Here is a 21,708-nt window from a genome sequence, read left to right as displayed (position 1 = left end):
CAAGGCGCGCTCAGGATTGTGCGGCGATCAGGGCGAGGCCCGCGAGCACCAAAGCATCGTGGCGAGTATGCGGCACCTTGAGCGCCGCTGTCACTTCGGCTGCCGCGCCGCCGCTCACCACCAGCCGCACCGGCATTTTCCACTCGTCTTGCAAATCGGCCCAGGCGCGCTCGATCAGGCCCGCCTGCGCGAGCGCGCAGCCTGCCGCAATCGAGCGTTGCGTGTCGGTGGCGAACCACGGTCCCGATGCCGTGCCGCGCAAACCGGGCGCGGTGTGCGCGTCCAGCACCGGCAACTGCGCCGTGTGCTCGCCGAGCGAGCGCATCATCAGGGTCCAGCCCGGCGCGATCAGGCCGCCGACAAAGGTGCCGTCGGCGCGCAGCGCTTCGAGCGTCGTGGCCGTGCCGAAGGTGGCGATCAACAGCGGTTCGCCGGCAAATGCCGCGCGTGCGCCGATCATGCCGGCCCAGCGGTCGCTGCCGAGCGCATCGGGCGTCGTGTAGCGGTTGGTCACGCCACATTGCTGTTGCTGTGCGCGAATGACCGTGCGAGCCAGGCCCGGCCAGTGCGCGTCGAGCGCGGCGTTCAGGCGCTGCGTCACCGCCGCGCCGGCCACGTTCGAAATCCAGGCGCTGCCGGGGGCGGGCAGGGTGGCCCAATCGGCAAAATCGGCAAAGTAGCGTATGTCAGAACCGCCGGGCGTACCCGGCGCTGGCGGCGCATCCGCGTGATTCGCCGCGCCGGAGTGCAGCCGCGCGCCATCGGCGGCGACCAGCGCCCACTTGATCCGGCTATTGCCAGCGTCGATCAACAGAAAGGGAGACGGCCCGGCGTGCTGCGCGCCGCTCATGCGCCGCTGCCCGCAAGCCGCAGCGAGACATCGCCGGTCGTGACCGCTTCGCGCCCGCGCGGGGTATCGACGAGCAGTTGCCCGCGCTCGTCCACACCCACGGCGATGCCGCGCATCAGTTCCGCGCCCTGTTCGTAGAGCGCGATCTCGCGGCCCGCGTAAGCGTGGCACGCGTTCCAGCGCGCCTGGAAGGCGGCGAAACCGTTCGCGCCGAAGCGCTCGAGCGCATTTTCGAGCGCGTTGAGTTCGGCGGCGAGCACCTCGGTGAGATTGGCGCCGGGCCACACGCGCGAGAGCGCGGTGGGCGTCGTGCCAGGCACCGGCGCGGCCTGCTGGGCGGCGGCATCCGCATTGAGCGCTTGCACTTTCTTCGCGAGCGCGTCCGCGCCGCGCACATTCGTTCCGATGCCGATCACCACCGCCGATGCATCCGGCGTGCTCCACGCGCTTTCCACGAGGATGCCCACCAGCTTGTCGCCTTCGAGCAGCACGTCGTTCGGCCATTTCAGCGCGATCTGGCCGGGCGCGGCCACGGGCAGCGTGCGCAGGCCGTCAACCAGCGCCGATCCGATCGCGAGACTCAGCCCGGCAAGCCCTTCGATCGGGCGCGGCAGCACGCAGGCGAGCGAGAACAGCAGCGCGTCGCCGGGCTGCGCGACCCAGCTGCGGCCGCGCCGGCCACGGCCGGCCGTTTGCAGATAGGCGACGCGCACGATCGGCCGCGCGAGGGCGTCGGCGCGATGCGGCAGCGCCTTGAGGCGCGCCATCAGGTCGGCGTTGGTCGAGCCGGTTTCCTCGACGATTTCGATCGGCCAGGCGTGCGCGGCCGGACCGAAGAGCGTCACCGCGCGATCGCGGTCGATGCGCCAGTCGTCGGCGCGCGGAGTGTCGGGGGACGAGGGAGTAGCGTTCATGGTGCGTATTGTAGTGGCGTAGTGGCTCGATGCCGCGCTGACGCACGCGCGTGCAAACCTGGCGCGACCGAAAGGGGCCTCACTAGCTCGGCCACAAAATAGCCGATCCTGCGCCGCGAAATTGCCTGATTTTTAGGCAATTCACAGCCGATCCACAAGCGGCCAACAGGAAATCCACAGAATAATCCACAGGCCGTAATACGGAGTCGTCGAGAAATATCGCTTACTGTCTTAATGTTCCACACCGTTCCCACAGCCTGCCAACAGTTCTTCCACAGAATTATCCACAGGCTCGGGAAGGCGCCTGAAAGCTGCGGCGTCGGTGCGCGCCCGGACCGACGAAACAGGGCGCGTTCGCTACAATGACTGATCATTTCCCCGCCCGAGCGCCCCGCCTTGACTCAAGAGACACCGCCCGGCCTCGACATCGCGGCCGGCTCCCAGGGAAAAATCGTGCGCCTGTCCGGCCAGTGGACCGCGCTGGCGCTCGCGCGCGACCGCGATCAGGGCGGCGCGGTGCGGCGGCTGCGCGAACTGGTCGGCGAGCGGGTCGGTCAATGGGATCTGTCGCGTATCGAACGCATGGATCACGTGGGCGGCCAGGCGCTCTGGCGCGTCTGGGGTCACCGGCTGCCGGCCGATCTGGTCGCGCTGTCGGACACCCAGCGCGACATCTTCGAGCGCATCGCGCTGCTCGATTCGGTGCGCGAACCCGTCGAGCGCGTGGTGCGCATCGACCCCATCACGAAACTCGGCCTCGGGATCTTCGCGTTCTGGGATCATCTGTACGGCGGCCTCGCGATGCTCGGGCGCGTCGTGCTCGATCTGCTTTTCATCCTGCGCAAGCCCAAGGCCACGCCGTGGGTGGAGATATCGGCGAACGTCTATAACGCAGGGGCGCGCGCCTTGCCGATCACGGCGATGGTGGCGTTCCTGATCGGCATCGTGCTGTCGTATCTGTCCGCGCAGCAGTTGCGTCTGTTTGGCGCGAACCAGTTCATCGTCAATATTCTGGGCCTCGCGGTGATCCGCGAACTCGGGCCGGTGCTGGCGGCGATTCTCGTGGCCGGGCGCTCCGGTTCCGCCATCACGGCGCAGATCGGCGTGATGCGCGTGACCGAAGAACTCGACGCCATGCGCGTGATGGGCATTTCGCACGGGCTGCGGCTGATCCTGCCGCGCGTGATCGCGCTGGGCGTGGCGATGCCGCTGCTGGTGATCTGGACCGATATCATCGCGCTGCTGGGCGGAGCGCTGGCAGCCAAGGCGGTGCTCGGCATCGATATGTCGTGGTTTATCCGCTCGCTGCCGAGCGTGGTGCCGATCGCCAATCTCTGGATCGGGCTGGGCAAGGGCGTGGCGTTCGGCATGCTGGTGGGCATCGTCGGTTGCCACTTTGGGTTTCGGATCAAGGCGAATTCGCAGAGTCTGGGCGAAGGCACGACCACTTCGGTGGTGACCTCGATCACCATCGTGATCCTCGCCGACGCCGTGTTCGCGATCCTGTTCCAGAACGTGGGGCTGTCATGAGTACGCTGGGCGCGACGAGCACGACAGGCGCGATGAGCACGCCGCTCAAGAAGGTCGCCGACGACCTGCCGCTGCCGGCCATCGGCGAGCCCATCATCGAGGTGAGCAATCTCACCAAGCGCTACGGGCGCAACATCGTCCATCAGCATCTGAATCTGGAGATCCGGCGCGGCGAGATCGTGACGATCGTGGGCGGTTCGGGCTCCGGCAAGACCACGCTCGTGCGCCAGATCCTGGGCCTCGAGCGGCCGACATCCGGCACGATCAAGATGTTCGGTGAAGACATTTCGCAGGTCGAACCGGAACGCGCGCGCCTCATGCGCACGCGCACCGGCATGCTGTTCCAGCACGGCGCGCTGTTTTCGTCGCTGTCGGTGTTCGACAACGTGGCGCAGCCAGTGCGCGAACTCGGCAAGGTGCCGGCCGATCTGCTGCGCGACATCGTCATGCTCAAGCTGGAAATGGTCGGCCTGCCGTGCAAGCACGCCTCCAAGATGCCGGCCGCGCTCTCGGGCGGCATGGTCAAGCGCGTGGGGCTGGCGCGCGCCATCGTGCTGGAGCCGGAGCTTCTGTTTCTCGACGAACCGACGGCGGGGCTCGATCCGCGCTCGTCGGACGAAGTGGTGGATCTGATCAGCACGCTGCACCGGGCGCTCGGCCTGACCGTCGTGCTGGTCACCCACGATCTGGACGCGATGGTCGCGCTTTCCACGCGCGTCGCCGTGCTGGCCGAGCGCAAGGTGCTGGTGGCCGCGCCGGTGGAAGAGGCGGCCTGCGTGGACGATCCGTTTATCCGCGAATATTTTCTGGGCATGCGCGGGCGCCGCGCGCTCCAGGCGTTGCCGCCCGAGCGCCGCGCGAAGCTGCCGGCGGCGGCGCTCGCGCCGGCTTCGGTGGGCGCCAAACCGTGTTGAACAGGTTGCACAGCTCGAGGGCCGCGGAAGCTGCCGACGCTGAAGCGGTCATCGAAACGGCCGTCAACGAGGGAATCTGACGATGGAAAACAAACCGCATGCGTTCTGGGCCGGGCTTTTCACGATCGGTCTGCTGGCCGCGATCGCGCTGGCGGTCTTCTTCTTCAGCGCCGATCACAGGGTACGCGTGCCCTACGACATGATCTCGCACAGCAGCGTGACCGGGCTGTACCCGGACGCGGCCGTGCGCTATCGCGGCATCGACGTGGGCAAGGTGCAGTCGATCCAGTTCGATCCGAATCATCCGGGGCAGATCCGCATTCGCGTGCTGATCGACCAGAAAGCGCCGATGACGCGTTCGACCTTCGGCACGCTGGCCTTGCAGGGCGTGACCGGCATCGCCTTCGTGCAGCTCGACGACAACAATCTCGATCTTTCGCCGCTGCCTTCGTCGGAGAAGCATGTGGCCGAGGTGCCGCTGCGGCCCGGGCTGCTCGACCAGCTTCAGCGGCGCGGCGACGCGCTGCTGCGCAAGCTCGACAACATCGCCAGCGACGTCGACCAGATGCTCAGCGAGGACAACCGCAAGCAGGTGATGGCGACGGTCGCTTCCTTGCAGCAGGCCGCGAGCAGCGTGAATGTGCTGGCCGAACAGTTGCAGCCGACCGCGCAGCGCCTGCCGGGCACGGTCGCCGATCTGCAGAAGACGCTGCAATCGACCAATCAGCTGATCGTCAGCGTGAATCGCCCGGACGGTCCGTTCCAGGTCAATCTGAACAAGGCCGGCACGGCCGCGCAACAGGCCGGACAGGCGCTGACGTCGATGAACGAGTCGATCGCGGAGCTTTCCGCGCGGGTGGGTTACGACACGCTGCCACGCGTCGATTCGCTGACCGACGATGTGCGCTCCGCGATGCGGTCGGTGGACCGCGCGGCGGGCACCTTCACGAGCAGCCCGCGCAGTCTGCTGTTCGGCGGCGCGCCGCTGCCCGCGCCGGGGCCGGGCGAGGCGGGCTTCTCGTGGCCGGCCGGATCGGCTGGAAAATAGGGCGCGGCCCTGATCGAAGGGTTTCGAAAACGCCGGCCTGGGTGCGATTCCCGGCGCGCCGCGCGAACTGCGGCGCTGCAACATGGTCGGAGTAGCTTCGATGCGCGCGAGGCGAGGTGAATGCCGGGCGCGCTGCAAGGAATCGCCGGACCGCGAACGACTGAGTTGCCGGGCCGCTGCAACACGAAGGACACAGAAGGAAACGCCATGTCACGCCACGCCGCTTCACTTTCATTGCGCTCGTTCGCCGGGCTGGGCCGCGCCTTGCTGGCGGCAATTGCCGTCGGCACGCTGGTCGCGGCTTGCGCGGGCAATCAGGCCGCGCTGTCCGATATCCGCTACGACCTCGGGCCGCTCGAAGCGCAGCCCGCGCCGCCTTCGCTGCCGCCGCTCAAGGTGCTCGAAGTGAGCGCGCCACCCACGCTCGACCACGACGGCATCCTCTATCGCATCAGCGGTGACGCGCAGCGCGAAAGCCGCTACGCCAACAGCCGCTGGACCATGTCGCCCGCGCGCCTGCTCACGCAGCGTCTGCGCACCTCGCTGTCGTCGCGCGCGACGGTGCTCTCGGGCGCCGACGCCGTGCCCGCGCCCATGCTCAAGATCGAGCTGACCGAGTTCGAACAGGTGTTCGACAACGCGAATTCCAGTTCCGGCGTGCTGGCCGCCCGCGCGACGCTGATGCAGGGTGGCAAGGTGATTGCGCAGCGTTCGTTCATCTCGCGCGCGCCGGCCAGTTCGCAGGACGCGGCGGGCGGCGCGGCTGCGCTGCGCGCGGCAAGCGACGACTTTGCGGGCCAGATCGGCGCGTGGCTGAGCGTGCAGGCGTTTGCCGGCACGCCATGAAGTGAGCCGATGGTGGCGCTGCCTGCGATCAGCGGCATGAGATGGCAAAGCAGCGGGCGGCATCGGCAAGAGCAGTGAAATGAGCGGCGACAGTACCTCCAAATCCCCTTCCGCAGGCGAGCGCGACGATGTCGAAGCCCGCGCGCCCGAGGCCTTGCCGCGCCGGTCCTCGACGCTCTCGCGCCAGGCGTTCGCGCTCTATGCCGCGCTGATCGTCTACGGTTCCTGGTATCCGTTTTCGGGCTGGCGCTCGCTCGGCCTGAGCCCGCTCGCCTATCTTGGCGATCCGTTCCCGCGCTACTGGACCGTTTTCGACATCGTCACCAATGTGCTCGGCTATATGCCGTTCGGCGCGCTGGCCGTGCTCGCCGTGTGGCCGCGCTGTCGCGGGCTGGCGGCGATCGCGCTGGCGACGCTCGGCGGCACGCTGCTGTCCGGCGTGATGGAAGCCGTGCAGACCTATTTGCCCACGCGCGTCGCCTCGAATCTCGATCTCGCCACCAATGCGCTCGGCGCGCTGCTCGGCGCCTTGCTGGCGGCGCCGCTCACCGGCGCGCTGCTGGAGCGCGGCTTCCTGCGGCGGCTGCGTTTTCGCTGGTTCGAGCGCGACGCCGGCGCGCTGATGGTGCTGGCCGCGCTCTGGCCGTTCGCGACCATGTTTCCGGCGCCGCGCCTCTTCGGCATGGGCGACTGGCCGCGCGCGCTCTGGCAGCGTTTCGATGTATCGATGCAGGACGCCGTGCTCGCGTGGACGCCCGCGGCCTGGCATCTGCGCGCCTTGCCCGATGCGCTGGTTGCACGTCTGCCCGACAGCGACTGGGAAGCGATCGTAACGACGCTGAACCTGTTCGGCGCGGCGGCCTTCGCCTCGCTGCCGATGCGCGCGCGTGCGCCGCGCGCCCGCCTGATCGTGGTGCTGCTCGCCACCACGCTGGTGGTGAAAGCGGGCGCGACTTTTCTGCAATCGCAAAGCGGCCTGCTGTTCGACTGGGCGACGCCCGGCGCGCTCGCGGGTCTCGTGTGGGGCACGCTGGCGGCCTTTCTCGCGCTGCGCCTACCGCGCACCGCGCGCGCGGCGGCGGCGACCGTGGCGCTTGCCGTTGCGCTGGCTCTGGTCAACGTGCTGTCGGTGAATCCTTATTTCGATGTGGTGCTGGCCGACTGGCGCCAGGGCCGCTATCTGCATTTCAACGGGCTGGCGCGCTGGCTGGCGTGGACCTGGCCGTGGATGGCGCTGGGCTGGACGGCGTTCTCGCTGGAGCGCGCGTGGCTTGCACGGCGCGCGCGCTGAGCCACGCGGCGCCCGGAACGAAGCGGCCGCGCTCGCTATAATCGACCGCATCCGCTTTACGCATTCGAACCTTTCATCGCGGCCGCCGCACTCGTGCGCGCGCCGCGCCGCGCAAGCCTCGCAGGCTTCGCCGTCTCCACGCGATCAGACAATAGAGCGCCACGCCATGACCGATTCCTTCTACAAGCATCACGTTTTCTTCTGCCTGAACCAGCGCGATCCCGGCGCGGAGCGTCCTAGCTGCGCAAGCTGCGACGCGCAGAACATGCAGGAATACGCGAAAAAGCGCGTCAAGCAACTGGGCCTTTCGGGTCCGGGTCAGGTGCGTATCAACAAGGCGGGTTGCCTCGACCGCTGCGAGGAAGGCCCGGTGCTGGTGGTCTACCCGGAAGGCACCTGGTACACCTACATCGACGAAAGCGATATCGACGAAATCGTGGTTTCGCATCTGCAGAACGGCCAGCCGGTCGAGCGCCTGATGATCGACCGCAAGGACGTCTGAGCGACCGATCGCCCCCATCCCGTTGCGCCCGGAACCTGACAGAACTGCAGAAAGATGAACGCACAAACCGAGAAGTTTCATATCGACGGCCCCGTCGGCACGATCGAATGCGCGCTTGACCGCCCGGACGCCGGCACGACCGTGCGCGGCATCGCGCTGGTCGCGCATCCGCATCCGCTCTTTGGCGGCACGATGGACAACAAGGTCGCGCAGACGCTCGCGCGCACGCTCGTGCAACTGGGCTACGTGGTCTACCGCTCGAATTTCCGCGGCGTGGGCACGACGGCCGGCACGCACGACAACGGCATCGGCGAACAGGACGATCTGCTCGAACTGCTCGAGTACATGCGCGCGCAGCCGGGCCAAAGCGATGTGCCCCTCGTGCTCGCGGGCTTTTCGTTCGGCACCTTCGTGCTTTCGCACGTGGCGAAGCGCTACCAGGAAGCCGGTGGCGCAATCGAGCGCATGGTGTTTGTGGGCACGGCGGCGAGCCGCTGGGAAGTGGCCCCGGTGCGCGACGACACGCTCGTGATTCACGGTGAACTCGACGACACGGTGCCGATTCTGTCGGTGTACGAATGGGCGCGCCCGCAGGAACTACCCGTGGTGGTGATTCCGGGGGCAGAACACTTCCTGCATCGCAAGCTGCATGTGCTCAAACGCATCATCGTCGATGCCTGGCGTTGAGCCTTCGTATTGAGTGAGTTTCTGCGTCAGCCGATTGCGTGGACGGTGTAAGGCGTGCGTCGGAAGTTCGTGAGAATTTCTTGAGAAATAGTTGAGAAGCACGCCGAAAAAAACGTGCGGGAAATACGCGACGCGTGAAAAATGCACGACAGGTACGCGCAAACGTGTGGCTTCATCGAAAAACGCCCCTACGTGACGCGTATAATGAGCGCTCTTTTTGCGGCCAGCCGCGCCCGCCTGGACCTCATCCAGGCGCGTGAGCGAGGCGCCGCATTCCGGCTCACCCGACCGTGCGCCGCATGGCGCGCAACGTTCATCCCGACCCCAATCCCGTCCGACCTGAACCTATGCGTTTTCTCTCCAACGGCCAGCAGTCCTCCTTTGTTTCCCCCTCCATCGTTCGTACCCTCACGCTCGGCGCCACGCTGTTCGCGAGTGCATCGGCCTTCGCGCAGGTGCCGCCGCCCGCGGTGAACGCGCGTTCGTGGGTGCTCGTCGATGCCACCGCCAACCAGGTGCTCGCTTCGGGCAACGCTGACGAGCGCGTCGAACCCGCATCGCTGACCAAGCTGATGACGGCGTACCTCACGTTCGAGGCGCTGCAGACGAAGAAGATCTCGATGGAGCAGATCGTCACGCCGAGCGAAGCCGTGCGTCGCGTGAAGACCGACGAATCGCGCATGTTCATCGAGGCGAACAAGCCGGTGTCCGTGCACGACCTCGTCTACGGCATGATCATCCAGTCGGGCAACGACGCGGCGATCGCGCTGGCCGAACTGGTCGGCGGCAGCGAAGCGAACTTCGTCAACATGATGAACGCCGAGGCGCAGAAGCTCGGCATGGCGCACACGCATTTCGCCGATGTGAACGGCATGCCCGACCCGAATCACTACACGACGGCGGGCGATCTGGCCACGCTGTCGGCGCGCCTGATTCGCGACTATCCCGAGTACTACAGCATCTTCTCGGTCAAGGAATTCAAGTACAACAACATCAAGCAGCCGAACCGCAACCGCCTGCTGTGGATCGACCCGACGGTCGACGGTCTGAAGACCGGCCACACGCAAGCGGCCGGTTACTGCCTGATCGCTTCGGCCAAGCGCCCGATGGCGGGCGGCGGCGATCGCCGTCTGGTCTCGGTGATGATGGGCGAGCAGAAAGAGCACGACCGGGTGCAGGACAGCCTGAAGATGCTCAACTACGGCTATAGCGCCTACGACACCACGCGCATCTACGGCGCGAACCAGGCCGTGGCGACGCCGCGCGTCTACAAGGGCGCGGAAGACAGCGTCAAGGTTGGCGTGAAGAAGGATCAGTTCGTGACGCTGCCCAAGGGCGCGGCCGACAAGGCCAAGCCGCAGATCGAGATCACCAGCCCGCTGATCGCGCCGCTCGCGGACGGCCAGCAGGTCGGCACGGCGAAGTTCGTCGGCGCGGACGGCAAGGTGCTCGCGCAGTTCCCGCTGGTCGCCCTGCAGGCTGTGCCGCAAGCCGGCATCGTCGGTCGCGTGTGGGATTCGCTGATGCTCATGTTCAACAAGAAGAAGTAAGCGACGCGGGGCGACGCCATGTCCTCGATTTCGATCCATGAAGCCGCCGAGCCGATCGTCTGGCTCAACGGCGAACTCACGCCGCTTTCCGAAGCGCGCGTGCCGGTGCTGGACCGTGGCTTTATTTTCGGCGACGGGATTTATGAAGTCGTGCCGGTGTATGTGCTCGAAACCGGGGACATAGCGGATGCGCCCGAAAAAGTGCGCGTGCCGTTTCGCATTGCCCAGCATCTCGGGCGGCTGGCGCGCTCGCTCGACAAGGTCGGGATCACGAATCCGTTCGATGAAGCAGGCTGGCGTGCGCTGATCGCGCGCGTGATCGAGGCGAACGAAGCAGCGGGCGCGCTCGCGCACGATGCGCACGCGAACGTCTACGTTCAGGTGACGCGCGGCGTCGCGAAGCGCGGTCACGCGTTTCCGGCCGGCATCACGCCGACGGTATTCGTGATGGTCAATCCGCTCGTCATGCCGGGCGCCGCGCAGCGTGCGGCGGGCGTGGCCTGCGTCACGGCCGAAGACCGCCGCTGGCTCAATTGCGATATCAAGGCGACTTCGCTGCTCGGCAATGTGCTGATGGCGCAGAACGCCGTCGAGCATGGCGTGTTCGAGACGATCCAGTTGCGCGACGGCTGGGTGACGGAAGCTTCGTCGTCGAATGTGTGGATCGTGAAGGATGGCGCGCTCTACGCGCCGCCGCGCAGCAACAAGATCCTCGAAGGCATCCGCTACGGGCTCATCGAGGAGCTGGCGCAGGACTGCGGCCTGCGTTTCGAGGCGCGCGAGATCGACGAAGCGGCGCTGCGCAGCGCCGACGAACTGCTGGTATCCTCGGCGACCAAGGAAATTTTGCCCGTCGTTGCGCTCGATGGCGCGGCCGTGGGCAACGGCAAACCAGGGCCGGTTTATGCCGCGCTCTACGAGGCTTATCAGCGTGCGAAGGCGCGCGAGGCACGCGATGTTGCGCGAGCCACGCTACAGGAAGTGGAAAAATGACTGCATCACAGAACAACTCGGCTAACACCCCGGCCGTGATCGGCGCGGGCGAGGAAGTCAAGGAATCGCTGATCGAATTCCCCTGCGATTTCCCCATCAAGGTGATGGGCAAGACGCACCCGGAATTCGAATCGACCATGATCGCGGTGCTGCGCGAATTCGACGGCGGTTTCGATGAAACCATCATCGAAAAGCGTCCGTCGAGCGGCGGCAACTACACCGGCCTCACGGTGACGGTGCGCGCGACCAGCCAGGCGCATCTGGACGATATCTACCGCGCGCTCACCGGTCATCCGATGGTGAAGATCGTGCTGTAAAGGCTGGCGCTGCGGCGCTGGAGCATGAAAAAAGGCTGCTTTCGGGCAGCCTTTTTGTTTTTTGGGGCGCGATTCCGGGTTTTATGCCGCGTCGTTTTCGTTTTCGTTTGCGCGTAGCGCGGCAGCCGCCGCCGTCATCAGCGGGCCGGCTTCGCAGGCGTCTTCGTACAGCCGCCGGAAGCGCGCGACTTCGTCGAAAACCCAGTTGCGGAATGCCTGCACTCGCTCGGTCTGCAGGCGTTGCTGCGTGCAGATGAGGTAGTAGCGCCAAGGACTCGGCCCGTCGATGTCCTTGAAGAGGCGCACGAGGCGCCCGCGCGTGATCTCGTGCATCGCCAGCGAGCGGCGCACGAGCGCGATGCCCTGGCCGTCCATCGCGGCCTGCAGCAGGTTCGACGAATCCTGATAAAGCACGCCGCGCTTGGGCTCGGGCATGTCCTGCATGCCGGCGGCGTCGAACCACGGGCGCCAGAGTTCGTCGTCGGAGCGCAGCAGCGGCAGTCTGGTCATTTCGCGCGGATCGGCGGGCAGCTTGCCGTCGCGGAAATCGGGCGAGCAGGCCGGGAAGAAAATCTCGTCGAGCAGCAGTTCAGCGTGCAGGCCCGGATAGTGGCCGTAGCCGAAGCGGATCGCCACGTCCACGTCGTCGCGCGCGAAATCGGTGAGGGAATTGGTCGATTGCAGCTCGACGTCCCACTGCGGATTCGCTTCGATAAAACGGCCGATGCGCGGCGTCACCCAGCGCGCCGCGAACGACGTGAGCATCGATACGACCAGGCGCCGGTCGCGGTCGCCCGCGCGGATTTCCTGGGTCGCATGCGCAAGCTGGCCGAGCGCGTCGCGCACCTGGCTGGCGTAGCGGCGGCCCGTGTCGGTCAGGCGCACGCGCTTGCCGTCGCGCGCGAACAGCGCCACGCCCAGCTCCGCTTCGAGCGCGCGAATCTGGTGGCTGACCGCGCCGTGGGTGACGAAAAGCTCGTCGGCGGCGCGCGAAAAACTCTCGTGGCGGGAGGCGGCTTCGAAGGCCTTGAGGGCGTTCAGCGCCGGGAGCGTACGCAGGTCCATCGTAATTTTTCTCACATAGCCGTGAAAAATGATCGTTTTGCCCGATCCCTTGTGTTGTCTAGGATTGTAGCTATCAAAGCAGGGCATTCGGAGGCGGAAATGAGAGAGATTTCTTCAGATATCACGTTCGAAGTCGAGGCTAATCAAGTGGCATCGGTGCGCGTTTCGCACAGCACGCGGCTGACGGTGCGTTGCGGCGCGGTCTGGGTCACGCGCAGCGACGATACCGCCGACTACTGGCTGGAGCCGGGCCACACGCTGCGGCTGCGGCGCGGCGAGCGCCTGTGGATCGGCGCGGAGCAGGGCGCGGCGGCGTGGGTGGCGTTCGCCACGCCGACGCGTATCGGCGAGCGCGCGGCGGACTGGGTCACGCGCAAGGCAGCACGCCTGGGCGTTCATATGGGCGACGGCTGGCGCACGGTTTGAGTTCCTATCGCGGCAGCCAGGACAGGTAGTAAAACAGGCGGGCGCTCACCGGACGGAGCGCCCGTTTGTGCTTTTCTCGCGATCCGCAAGAGACTTTCGGCCGCAGCCGTCGGCGCGCTTGTCCCGAATTGGGTAAACTCCCGAAATCATGTGCGCCACCCCGGTTTTATCCCCGTCTATCCCGTCCGACCCCGCTTCTGAGCAGAATGGCGAGCCATTCGTGCTGCGCTGGCGCGGCACGGAGCCTTATCAGACCAGTTTCGACGCCATGCGCGAGTTCACCGCGCAACGCGATGCGACCACGCCCGACGAAATCTGGCTGGTCGAACATCCGCCCGTCTTCACACTCGGCCAGGCCGGCAAGCCCGAACATCTGCTGATCGCCAATAGCGGCATTCCGCTCGTACAGATCGATCGCGGCGGCCAGATCACGTATCACGGGCCGGGGCAGGTCGTGGCGTATCTGCTGGTCGATCTGCGGCGCCGGAAACTGATGGTGCGCGAGCTCGTCACGCTCATCGAGCAGGCCGTGATCGAAACGCTGGCGGCGTATAATCTCGCCGGTGTACGCAAGGACGGCGCGCCCGGTATTTACGTGCCAGATGACGCCCAGGGCGAAAGCGCCGTGCACCGTGGCGCCAAGGTCGCCGCGCTGGGTCTGAAGATCCGCAACGGCTGCAGCTACCACGGCGTGAGCCTGAACGTGTCGATGGATCTGAGCCCGTTCCTCGCCATCAATCCGTGTGGTTACGCGGGACTCGAAACCGTCGATATGGCGACGCTCGGCGCGCAGGCGACGTGGCGCGAAGCGGCCGCAACGCTGGCCGCGCGACTCGAAGCGAATTTCGCGGAACATGCTGCAAAGCACGCGCCCAACGACGAAGCAGCGGACAACGAAGCCGCGCAAGCAGAACCTCTTCCGGCAGCCGAAGCGGCTGCCGTAGACCTCGCGGCCGAAGCGGCCGCTGTGGACCCGGCCGCTCGCGCGGTCTGAAGGCGGGCAACCGCCACAACCGCAGGCTGGCGTTACTCCGGCGGCCTGACTGGATCGAAAGCATGACTGACGTAACTGCCAACCCCGCAGCGACCCCCGCAGTGAATCCTGCCGCCGACGCCGTCCCGTACGACGCCACCGCGAAGCAGAAGGCGCAGGCCAAGACCGCGCGCATTCCCATCAAGATCGTTCCGATCGAGAAGCTCAAGAAGCCCGAGTGGATTCGCGTCAAGGCGGCCACGGGCACGTCGCGCTTCTACGAAATCAAGAACATCCTGCGCGAGCACAACCTGCATACGGTGTGCGAGGAAGCGAGCTGCCCGAACATCGGCGAATGTTTCGGCAAGGGCACGGCCACGTTCATGATCATGGGCGACAAGTGCACGCGCCGTTGCCCGTTCTGCGATGTCGGTCACGGCCGCCCCGATCCGCTCGATCCGGAAGAACCGGGCAATCTCGCGCGCACCATCGGCGCGCTCAAGCTCAAGTACGTCGTGATCACGAGCGTGGACCGCGACGATCTGCGTGACGGCGGCGCTGGTCACTTCGTCGAATGTATCCGCCAGGTGCGCGAGCATTCGCCGGAAACCCGCATCGAAATTCTCACGCCGGACTTCCGTGGCCGTCTGGACCGCGCGCTGGAAATTCTCAACGCCGCGCCGCCCGACGTCATGAACCACAACCTCGAAACGGTGCCGCGCCTCTACAAGGAAGCGCGCCCGGGTTCGGACTACGCGCACTCGCTGAAGCTCCTCAAGGACTTCAAGGCGCTGCACCCGGAAGTCGCGACCAAGTCGGGCCTGATGGTGGGTCTGGGCGAAACCGAAGAAGAAATTCTTCAGGTGATGCGCGACCTGCGCGCGCACGACGTCGACATGCTGACGATCGGCCAGTATCTCCAGCCTTCGGAGCACCACCTGCCGGTGCGTTCCTACGTGCACCCGGACACCTTCAAGATGTACGAGGAAGAGGCGTACAAGATGGGCTTCACGCACGCCGCGGTTGGCGCGATGGTGCGTTCGAGCTATCACGCCGACGTCCAGGCACACGGCGCGGGCGTAGTCTAAGCCTCGCCGGTCTGTCAGAAAAAAGCCCGCCTCGTGCGGGCTTTTTCGCATCTGGCGTTCCGGATTCCCGGACGCATTCAATCCGCATTTCTGGAAAACCAGATTGCGCGCGCGCCCTATGCCGATAAAAACCTTGTAAATCAAGGCTGGCGCGGCAATGCGTCGCTGGCATCAACCTTGCAATTAGAAACGTGCGGCCAACCTCCCGGCCGCGACAAAAAAAACATCAAGGAGACAGCCGATGTCCACATTCCTCATCTGGTTTCGCTGATTCCCCCCGTTTCGACCTGTCGCGGCACGGCGCTCGAAAAGCGCGGCCATCGGCTTAACTTATTGCAGGCACCCCAAGTGAAGAAACCTCTCCACAAAGTCCTCTACTTCCAGGTGATCGTGGCGATCGTCATCGGCGTGATTCTTGGCCACTTCTGGCCGGCGCTCGGTATCGACATGAAGCCGCTCGGCGACGCCTTCATCAAGCTCATCAAGATGGTGATCGGGCCGATCATCTTCTGTACCGTCGTGACCGGCATCGCCGGCATGGAGGACATGAAGAAAGTGGGCCGCGTGGGCGGCAAGGCGCTGCTCTACTTCGAGATCGTTTCGACCTTCGCGCTGGTGCTCGGCCTGATCGCCACGCACGTGCTCAAGCCGGGCGCGGGCTTCAATGTGGACGTGAGCACGCTCGACGCCAAGTCGGTGGCGAGCTTCGCCGAAAAGGCACACGGCCAGAGCTCGGTCGACTTCCTGATGCACATCATCCCGGACACGATTTTCTCGGCGTTCGCGCAAGGTGAAATCCTCCAGATCCTGCTGATCGCGCTGCTGTTCGGCGCAGTGCTCACGCAACTGGGCGAGCGCGGCCGCGTGGTGACCGACTTCATCGACGGCATCTCGGGCGTGCTGTTCGGCGTCGTCAAGATCGTCACGAAGCTGGCGCCGATCGGCGCGTTCGGCGCGATGGCCTTCACCATCGGCAAGTACGGCGTGGGCTCGCTGCTGCCGATGCTCAAGCTGATCGGCACGTTCTATCTGACCTCGGTCGTGTTCGTGCTGGTCGTGCTGGGTGCGATCGCGCGCATGACGGGCTTCTCGATCATCCGCTTCGTTTCCTACATCAAGGAAGAACTGCTGATCGTGCTGGGCACGAGCTCGTCGGAGTCGGCGCTGCCGCAACTGATGCAGAAGCTCGAGCGTCTGGGCTGCTCGCGCTCGGTGGTGGGCCTCGTGGTGCCGACCGGTTACTCGTTCAACCTCGACGGCACCAACATCTACATGACGATGGCCGTGCTGTTCATCGCCCAGGCGACCAACACCGACCTCACGTGGACGCAGCAGCTCACGCTGCTCGCCGTGACGATGCTGACCTCGAAGGGCGCCAGCGGCGTGACCGGCGCGGGCTTCATCACGCTGGCGGCGACGCTGGCCGTGGTGCCGACGATCCCGCTCTCGGGCATGGTGCTGATTCTCGGTATCGACCGCTTCATGAGCGAATGCCGCGCGCTGACCAACATCGTCGGCAACGGCGTGGCAACCGTGGTTGTCTCGGCATGGGAGAAGGAACTCGACCGCAACAAGCTGCGTGCGGTGCTGTCCGGCGAGTCTTCGGAAGTGAAGGAAAGCGCAGGTGCGTAAGCACGCGTGAGTGTGTTCGACCGGGCGGCGCGCGAGCGTCCCCGGTCTTGTCAGGCTGTCGCTGTACCGGTTGTACCTGCTGTACCGGCAGTAAGCGGCGTAAGCCGCTGGGCGGCGTGTTGTTCCCCTGCGATACGCCGCCCGCTACCCCACCTGTTTTCCCGGCGTTCACCGCCTTCCACGATCGGCCGCCTTGCGCGGTATGCGTGTGCCACAATCCCACCCATCCCCGCTCGATCACCCGGAAGCCTCATCCGTGACGCGCCGTCTTCTTCTGCTGTTTGCGCTCGCTGTCGGGCTCGTGGCTGTCTGCGCGCTCGTGTGGTCGCTCGCCTGGCAGACCGGCATCGACGCGCTGCGCCGCAACGCCGCCGTGCGCGGCGACCGCACGACCGCCGCGCTCAAGAGCACGCTGGAGCGCTACGAATCGCTGCCGTATCTGGTGGGCGCGCATCCGCTCGTGCAGGACGCGCTGGCCGATCCGAAGCCCGAGCTGGTGGCGGCGGCCAATCGCTATCTCGAAGACGTGAACCGTCACGCGCGCGCGACGACCACCTACATCATCCGCAACGACGGCACGTGTATCGCCGCAAGCAACTGGCGCGGCTCGGACAGTTTCGTGGGCGTCGAATATCGCTTTCGCCCGTACTTCATCGATGCGTCCAAGGGCAACGTCGGCCGATTCTTCGGCATCGGCACGATCTCGCATGATCCGGGCTACTACATTTCGCAGCCGGTGCGGCGCAATGGGCGGATTGTCGGCGTGGCGGTGGTGAAGCTCAATCTCGAATGGTTTCCGGGCTCGGATGCCTCCGAACCGCTGCTCGTCACCGACGACCATGGCGTGATCTTTCTCTCCTCGGTGCCCGCGTGGAAGTACCGCACGGTGCGCCCGCTGCCGACCGACATCGTCGCTTCGATCGACGCCACGCAACAGTACGCGCGCCAGGATATTCCGCCGCTGCCCGCGAGCGTCGAGCGCGTGCTGGAAGGCGATGCCGATATCGTGCGCATCGGCAGCGGCCTGCGCGCGCCGCGCTATCTGGAAACGCGCCGCGCGCTGGGCGAACCGGACTGGCATCTCGTGACGATGTCGCCGGTCGATCCGGTGCTCGACGCCACGCGCAACGCCACCATCATGACGGGCTTCGGCTACGTCTCGCTGTGTCTGCTGGGCTTTTACTGGCGCATGCGCCGCGCGCGCGTGCGCGAAGTGGTCAAGAGCCGCGCGATGCTGCAAAAAGCCTATGCGATGCTCAACGATCGCGTGGCCGAACGCACCGCCGATCTGTCGCAGGCGAACGAACGCCTGCAACGCGAAGTGGCCGAACGCACGCGCGCGGAGCAGGAGTTGCGCGCGACCCAGGACGAACTGATCCAGGCGAGCAAGCTGGCCGCGCTTGGGCAAATGGCGGCGGGCATCACGCATGAACTGAACCAGCCGCTGGCGGCGCTGCGCAGTTTTTCGGACAACACGCGCGTGTTTCTGGAACGCGGCCAGTACGACGTGGCGCACGAGAATCTGGAGGCGATTGGCTCGCTCACCGAGCGCATGGGCAAGATCGTCAATCAGCTCAAACTGTTCGTGGGGCGCGCGAAGCCCAAGGGCCAGCGCTCGCCGGTGGCGCGCGCGGTGCGCAATGCGCTGGCGCTGCTCGGCAAGCGGCTCGAAGGCGTGCAGGTCGAGCTCACGTTCACCGATGGCGACGCCGCGAGCGTTGCGCTCGACGCGCACGGCGAGTACCCCGAACTGATCGCACAATGCGACGATCTGCGGCTCGAACAGGTGCTGATCAACCTGATCGGCAATGCGCTCGACGCGGTGGCGGGCCTGCCTGGTCCGCGCATCGTCATCGACGTGCGGGCGCAGCCTGCGACGCTGGAAATCTCGGTGCGCGACAATGGACCGGGCATTCCCGCCGACGTGATGCCGCGTCTCTTCGAGCCGTTCTTCACGACCAAGGAGATGGGGCAGGGGCTGGGGCTCGGTCTGGCGATTTCATCGTCGATTGCGCGCGACTGCGGCGGTGCGCTGACGGCGCACAATGTCGCTGACGGCGGCGCCGCGTTCGTGCTGACGCTGCGGCGCTCGCGCATGAATGGCGCGGCGGCCGCCGGTACGTCGCGATAAAGTCGGCACAAAGCAGATGCACGCCACGCGCAAGCCTGGCACAATCGCGCGCCGCATTGGATACAAGGAACACGAACGAACATGGTCAGCTCAACGCCCGGCCGGGTGCTCTATATCGAGGACGAAGAACTGGTGCGCCGCGCCGGTGTGCAGAGCCTGCAACTCGCGGGTTTCGATGCCACCGGCTACGCGAACGCCGAAGCCGCGCTGCCGCTCGTCGATGCGGAGTTCGCGGGCGTCGTGGTCAGCGATATCCGCCTGCCCGGCATGAGCGGGCTCGATCTGCTCGCGCAGTGCCACGAGCGCGCGCCCGATGTGCCCGTGATTCTCGTCACCGGCCACGGCGATATCTCGATGGCCGTGCAGGCGATGCGCGACGGCGCGTATGACTTCATCGAAAAGCCGTTCGCCTCGGAACGCCTGATCGAAACCGTGCGCCGCGCGCTGGAGCGCCGCACGCTGATGCTCGAAAACCTCGCGCTGCGCCGCGAACTGGCGGGGCAGAACACGCTCGCGCCGCGCATCATCGGCAAGAGCGTGGCGATCGAGCAGGTGCGCCGGCTGATCGCGAACGTCGCGCCCACCGATGCCTCCGTGCTGATCAACGGCGACACCGGCGCGGGCAAGGAACTGATCGCGCGCAGTCTGCACGAGCTTTCGCCGCGCCACGACAAGCCGTTCGTCGCCGTGAACTGCGGTGCGCTGCCCGAGCCGATGTTCGAATCGGAGATGTTCGGCTACGAGCCGGGCGCGTTCACGGGCGCGGCCAAACGGCGGATCGGCAAGCTCGAACATGCGGCGGGCGGCACGCTCTTCCTCGACGAAATCGAGAGCATGCCGCTTGCGCTTCAGGTGAAGCTGCTGCGCGTGCTGCAGGACGGCGTGCTGGAGCGGCTGGGCTCGAACCAGCCGGTGCGAGTCGATCTGCGCGTGGTCGCGGCGGCCAAGGGCGACATGAACGAGCACGTCGCGGCGGGCACGTTCCGGCGCGACCTGCTGTATCGGCTGAACGTGGTGACGATTGCGCTGCCGCCGCTCGCCGAGCGTCGCGAGGACATCGTGCCGCTGTTCGAGCATTTTCTGCTGGATGCGGCCGTGCGATATCAACGGCCCGCGCCGCTGCTGACCGAGCGCGACCGCATGCGCCTTGCCCAGCGCGACTGGCCGGGCAATGTGCGCGAACTGCGCAATGCGGCGGATCGCCATGTGCTTGGGATTCCCGACGATGTCGCGCCGCCGTCGTCCGCAGGCGCCGACGAGGCCTTGCCGCTCAAGGAGCGTGTCGAGCAGTACGAGCGCGCCTTGATCGCCGATGCGTTGCAGCAGACGCATGGCGCGGTCGCTCAGGCCGCCGAGCGCCTGCAGATGGCCAAGGCCACGCTCTACGAGAAGATTCGCCGCTATGGGCTGGTGGCGCGCCAGGAGAGCGACACGCGCGGTTGAGCGCGCAAAAGCAAAACGGCAGCGAATTCGCTGCCGTTTTCACGTGTGCCGGTTTGCGCAGCGCGCGGCGTATCAGGTCGCCAGCGCCTTCTGCAGCAGTTGGTCGAGTTCCGCGAATTGCGGCTCGCCCACGTAGCGCTTGAGGATCTTGCCGTTGCGGTCGACCACGAAGGTCGTCGGCGTGAGTTGCACGTTGCCGAACTGCTTCGCCGCCGAACCGTCGTCCATCGCCACCTTGAACGGCAACTGGCGCGTTTGCGCGTAGTTGGCGACGTACATCGGCGCGTCGTAGTTCATCGCCACGGCGACGAATTCGAGGCCTTCGCCCTTGAAGCGGTTATAGGTCTGGACCATCTGCGGCATTTCCTGCATGCAGGTTGCGCAGCTCGTCGCCCAGAAGTTGATCAGATAGACCTTGCCCTTGAGGTCGGCCGTCGACACCTTCTGGCCCGAAAGCAGCGTGAAGGTGGCGTCGGGCACGCGCTGCTGGCTGCCGAAGAAAGCGAAGTAGCCGGCCACGGCGATGGCGACGACAACGATCGCCGCAGCGATGTTGCGGAGTGCGCCGGAACGGGCCTTGGCAGGAGTCGGGGATGCGGTCATGGGTGAAGCCTCGGGCGCTGGAAAGAGCGCAAATCGGTGCGCAATGGTGCCGATCGGATGCGGATCTGGCGGAGCCAGTCTATCTCGCAATGGCTCGGGCGAACATTGTAGCGCCGAATTTCCCGGCATAGCGGCTGCGGCGGCACGCGTGCTCGCCGGTGCAGGATAATGTTCGGCGTCCGCCATCTCGCCCCATTTGCGCTCACATGCTCATCGACGTCATTCGCCGTTTTCGCCTGGTTGCGGCCCGCGCGCTGTGTGTTTCGTTTTGTGGCCTGTCGTTTTGCCTGGTGTTTGGCGCGCTGATCGCCTGCTCGCCGACCTACGACTGGCGCACGATCTCGAACAACGCGAGCGGCTACAGCGTGGACATGCCCGCCAAACCCGGCGCGGACGTGCGCAGCATCGACGTGAACGGCGCGCCCATGCGCATGCATATGCAGACCGCCGAGGTCGGCGGGGCGGTGTTCGTGATCGGCACGCTCGATCTGCCCGACGCGCAGCCCGCCACGCAGCAAAAGGCGCTGACTTTCCTGCGCAACGGCCTTGCTCGCAATGTCGGCGCGCCGCCCGAGGCCCGCGCTGTGGCCGTGCCGCTGGCGACGGGCGGCAGCGTGCCGGGCTTCGATATGGAACTGTCGGGCAAAGCCGGGGCGAAAGAGGAAGCGCGCACGATCCACGCGCGTTTCGTTGCGAAGGGCGCGCACGCCTATCAACTGGCGATCGTCGGGCGCGAGCAGCCCGCCGCCGAGCAGGTCGATCAGTTCTTCCAATCGTTCAAGCTCTACTGAGTACGTATTCAGGAGACCGGAGCGTAGACGTATCTGCACGCCCGTTCACATGGCCATTTGCGCGCCGAAGTGAAAGTCCTCTCCTGGGTTTACGAGCTATCTGCTGGATTTGAT

Annotated in this window: 21 protein-coding genes; 17 read left to right on the top strand and 4 right to left on the bottom strand. The window is 66.0% G+C overall.

From position 1 onward, the window contains the following. Positions 1 to 10 precede the first annotated feature (10 nt). Positions 11 to 850, bottom strand: coding sequence for a type III pantothenate kinase (locus G3N59_RS18730; protein ID WP_205984120.1), 840 nt, complete (start codon positions 848 to 850; stop codon positions 11 to 13). Next, positions 847 to 1,764 (bottom strand): biotin--[acetyl-CoA-carboxylase] ligase, encoded by a 918-nt coding sequence (locus G3N59_RS18725; RefSeq protein WP_205984119.1) that lies wholly within the window; start codon positions 1,762 to 1,764, stop codon positions 847 to 849. Before G3N59_RS18725 ends, G3N59_RS18730 begins: the two co-directional genes overlap by 4 nt. A gap of 396 nt (positions 1,765 to 2,160) precedes the next feature. Between G3N59_RS18725 and G3N59_RS18720 the strand changes: the two genes are divergently transcribed. The 10 genes from G3N59_RS18720 to G3N59_RS18675 all read left to right on the top strand — a co-directional run bounded on the left by G3N59_RS18720 (position 2,161) and on the right by G3N59_RS18675 (position 11,442). After that, a complete protein-coding gene (locus G3N59_RS18720; protein WP_205984118.1) occupies positions 2,161 to 3,294 on the top strand; it encodes an ABC transporter permease in 1,134 nt (377 codons plus the stop codon). Between the two features lie 32 nt (positions 3,295 to 3,326). After that, on the top strand, positions 3,327 to 4,208 hold the full coding sequence (locus G3N59_RS18715) for an ATP-binding cassette domain-containing protein (RefSeq protein WP_205984155.1): 882 nt from the start codon (positions 3,327 to 3,329) through the stop codon (positions 4,206 to 4,208). Between the two features lie 82 nt (positions 4,209 to 4,290). Then, entirely contained in the window at positions 4,291 to 5,256 is a 966-nt protein-coding gene (locus tag G3N59_RS18710) for an MlaD family protein (protein WP_205984117.1), read from the top strand. Positions 5,257 to 5,463: 207 nt separating this feature from the next. Next, complete coding sequence (locus tag G3N59_RS18705; protein WP_205984116.1) at positions 5,464 to 6,102, top strand: ABC-type transport auxiliary lipoprotein family protein; 639 nt, start codon at positions 5,464 to 5,466, stop codon at positions 6,100 to 6,102. Positions 6,103 to 6,181: 79 nt separating this feature from the next. Next, the gene (locus tag G3N59_RS18700; protein WP_205984115.1) at positions 6,182 to 7,393 is read left to right on the top strand and encodes a VanZ family protein; all 1,212 of its coding nucleotides are present in this window, start codon (positions 6,182 to 6,184) and stop codon (positions 7,391 to 7,393) included. Between the two features lie 166 nt (positions 7,394 to 7,559). Next, positions 7,560 to 7,895, top strand: coding sequence for a (2Fe-2S) ferredoxin domain-containing protein (locus G3N59_RS18695; RefSeq protein ID WP_205984114.1), 336 nt, complete (start codon positions 7,560 to 7,562; stop codon positions 7,893 to 7,895). Between the two features lie 54 nt (positions 7,896 to 7,949). Beyond that, positions 7,950 to 8,582, top strand: coding sequence for an alpha/beta hydrolase (locus tag G3N59_RS18690; RefSeq protein ID WP_205984113.1), 633 nt, complete (start codon positions 7,950 to 7,952; stop codon positions 8,580 to 8,582). A gap of 347 nt (positions 8,583 to 8,929) precedes the next feature. After that, entirely contained in the window at positions 8,930 to 10,132 is a 1,203-nt protein-coding gene (locus tag G3N59_RS18685) for a D-alanyl-D-alanine carboxypeptidase family protein (protein ID WP_205984112.1), read from the top strand. An 18-nt stretch (positions 10,133 to 10,150) separates the two neighbouring features. Then, the gene (locus tag G3N59_RS18680) at positions 10,151 to 11,125 is read left to right on the top strand and encodes a D-amino acid aminotransferase (protein ID WP_205984111.1); all 975 of its coding nucleotides are present in this window, start codon (positions 10,151 to 10,153) and stop codon (positions 11,123 to 11,125) included. Beyond that, on the top strand, positions 11,122 to 11,442 hold the full coding sequence (locus G3N59_RS18675) for a DUF493 family protein (protein ID WP_205984110.1): 321 nt from the start codon (positions 11,122 to 11,124) through the stop codon (positions 11,440 to 11,442). The genes G3N59_RS18680 and G3N59_RS18675 overlap by 4 nt, the downstream gene beginning before the upstream one ends. An 81-nt stretch (positions 11,443 to 11,523) precedes the next feature. Here G3N59_RS18675 and G3N59_RS18670 read toward each other — a convergent pair whose 3' ends face one another. Then, positions 11,524 to 12,507, bottom strand: coding sequence for a transcriptional regulator GcvA (locus G3N59_RS18670; protein ID WP_205984109.1), 984 nt, complete (start codon positions 12,505 to 12,507; stop codon positions 11,524 to 11,526). A 99-nt stretch (positions 12,508 to 12,606) separates the two neighbouring features. On the opposite strand from G3N59_RS18670, the gene G3N59_RS18665 reads away from it, so the two are divergent. The 6 genes from G3N59_RS18665 to G3N59_RS18640 all read left to right on the top strand — a co-directional run bounded on the left by G3N59_RS18665 (position 12,607) and on the right by G3N59_RS18640 (position 20,200). Continuing rightward, the gene (locus tag G3N59_RS18665; protein WP_205984108.1) at positions 12,607 to 12,933 is read left to right on the top strand and encodes a DUF2917 domain-containing protein; all 327 of its coding nucleotides are present in this window, start codon (positions 12,607 to 12,609) and stop codon (positions 12,931 to 12,933) included. A gap of 148 nt (positions 12,934 to 13,081) precedes the next feature. After that, positions 13,082 to 13,927 carry a lipoyl(octanoyl) transferase LipB gene (gene lipB, locus G3N59_RS18660; RefSeq protein ID WP_205984107.1) on the top strand — a complete coding sequence of 282 codons (846 nt, stop codon included), beginning with the start codon at positions 13,082 to 13,084 and terminating at the stop codon, positions 13,925 to 13,927. Positions 13,928 to 13,989: 62 nt separating this feature from the next. Continuing rightward, positions 13,990 to 14,994: a lipoyl synthase gene (gene lipA, locus G3N59_RS18655; RefSeq protein ID WP_205984106.1), complete on the top strand. Its 1,005-nt coding sequence runs from the start codon at positions 13,990 to 13,992 to the stop codon at positions 14,992 to 14,994. Positions 14,995 to 15,342: 348 nt separating this feature from the next. Then, a complete protein-coding gene (locus tag G3N59_RS18650; RefSeq protein ID WP_205984105.1) occupies positions 15,343 to 16,626 on the top strand; it encodes a dicarboxylate/amino acid:cation symporter in 1,284 nt (427 codons plus the stop codon). 202 nt (positions 16,627 to 16,828) lie between these two features. Further along, positions 16,829 to 18,757 carry an ATP-binding protein gene (locus G3N59_RS18645; protein WP_205984104.1) on the top strand — a complete coding sequence of 643 codons (1,929 nt, stop codon included), beginning with the start codon at positions 16,829 to 16,831 and terminating at the stop codon, positions 18,755 to 18,757. An 81-nt stretch (positions 18,758 to 18,838) separates the two neighbouring features. Further along, positions 18,839 to 20,200, top strand: a complete 1,362-nt coding sequence (locus tag G3N59_RS18640; RefSeq protein WP_205984103.1) for a sigma-54 dependent transcriptional regulator — start codon at positions 18,839 to 18,841, stop codon at positions 20,198 to 20,200. Between the two features lie 72 nt (positions 20,201 to 20,272). Here G3N59_RS18640 and G3N59_RS18635 read toward each other — a convergent pair whose 3' ends face one another. Next, positions 20,273 to 20,803, bottom strand: coding sequence for a TlpA disulfide reductase family protein (locus G3N59_RS18635; RefSeq protein WP_205984102.1), 531 nt, complete (start codon positions 20,801 to 20,803; stop codon positions 20,273 to 20,275). 206 nt (positions 20,804 to 21,009) lie between these two features. Here G3N59_RS18635 and G3N59_RS18630 point away from each other — a divergent pair, with 206 nt between their 5' ends. Continuing rightward, on the top strand, positions 21,010 to 21,594 hold the full coding sequence (locus G3N59_RS18630; protein ID WP_205984101.1) for a hypothetical protein: 585 nt from the start codon (positions 21,010 to 21,012) through the stop codon (positions 21,592 to 21,594). Positions 21,595 to 21,708: the final 114 nt, after the last annotated feature.

The sequence above is a fragment of the Paraburkholderia sp. Ac-20340 genome (assembly GCF_017104965.1).
Classification (GTDB): domain Bacteria; phylum Pseudomonadota; class Gammaproteobacteria; order Burkholderiales; family Burkholderiaceae; genus Paraburkholderia.
Note: the sequence above shows the minus strand (reverse complement) of the source record. Positions and strands in the feature narration are given on the sequence as shown.

Excerpts from the sequence above, each read along its gene's own strand:
- G3N59_RS18730 (WP_205984120.1), bottom strand. The coding sequence starts at position 850 with ATGAGCGGCGCGCAGCACGCCGGGCCGTCTCCCTTTCTGTTGATCGAC.
- G3N59_RS18725 (WP_205984119.1), bottom strand. The coding sequence starts at position 1,764 with ATGAACGCTACTCCCTCGTCCCCCGACACTCCGCGCGCCGACGACTGG.
- G3N59_RS18715 (WP_205984155.1), top strand. The coding sequence starts at position 3,327 with ATGAGCACGCCGCTCAAGAAGGTCGCCGACGACCTGCCGCTGCCGGCC.
- G3N59_RS18710 (WP_205984117.1), top strand. The coding sequence starts at position 4,291 with ATGGAAAACAAACCGCATGCGTTCTGGGCCGGGCTTTTCACGATCGGT.
- G3N59_RS18705 (WP_205984116.1), top strand. The coding sequence starts at position 5,464 with ATGTCACGCCACGCCGCTTCACTTTCATTGCGCTCGTTCGCCGGGCTG.
- G3N59_RS18700 (WP_205984115.1), top strand. The coding sequence starts at position 6,182 with ATGAGCGGCGACAGTACCTCCAAATCCCCTTCCGCAGGCGAGCGCGAC.
- G3N59_RS18695 (WP_205984114.1), top strand. The coding sequence starts at position 7,560 with ATGACCGATTCCTTCTACAAGCATCACGTTTTCTTCTGCCTGAACCAG.
- G3N59_RS18690 (WP_205984113.1), top strand. The coding sequence starts at position 7,950 with ATGAACGCACAAACCGAGAAGTTTCATATCGACGGCCCCGTCGGCACG.
- G3N59_RS18685 (WP_205984112.1), top strand. The coding sequence starts at position 8,930 with ATGCGTTTTCTCTCCAACGGCCAGCAGTCCTCCTTTGTTTCCCCCTCC.
- G3N59_RS18680 (WP_205984111.1), top strand. The coding sequence starts at position 10,151 with ATGTCCTCGATTTCGATCCATGAAGCCGCCGAGCCGATCGTCTGGCTC.
- G3N59_RS18675 (WP_205984110.1), top strand. The coding sequence starts at position 11,122 with ATGACTGCATCACAGAACAACTCGGCTAACACCCCGGCCGTGATCGGC.
- G3N59_RS18670 (WP_205984109.1), bottom strand. The coding sequence starts at position 12,507 with ATGGACCTGCGTACGCTCCCGGCGCTGAACGCCCTCAAGGCCTTCGAA.
- G3N59_RS18665 (WP_205984108.1), top strand. The coding sequence starts at position 12,607 with ATGAGAGAGATTTCTTCAGATATCACGTTCGAAGTCGAGGCTAATCAA.
- lipB (WP_205984107.1), top strand. The coding sequence starts at position 13,082 with ATGTGCGCCACCCCGGTTTTATCCCCGTCTATCCCGTCCGACCCCGCT.
- lipA (WP_205984106.1), top strand. The coding sequence starts at position 13,990 with ATGACTGACGTAACTGCCAACCCCGCAGCGACCCCCGCAGTGAATCCT.
- G3N59_RS18645 (WP_205984104.1), top strand. The coding sequence starts at position 16,829 with ATGCGTGTGCCACAATCCCACCCATCCCCGCTCGATCACCCGGAAGCC.
- G3N59_RS18640 (WP_205984103.1), top strand. The coding sequence starts at position 18,839 with ATGGTCAGCTCAACGCCCGGCCGGGTGCTCTATATCGAGGACGAAGAA.
- G3N59_RS18635 (WP_205984102.1), bottom strand. The coding sequence starts at position 20,803 with ATGACCGCATCCCCGACTCCTGCCAAGGCCCGTTCCGGCGCACTCCGC.
- G3N59_RS18630 (WP_205984101.1), top strand. The coding sequence starts at position 21,010 with ATGCTCATCGACGTCATTCGCCGTTTTCGCCTGGTTGCGGCCCGCGCG.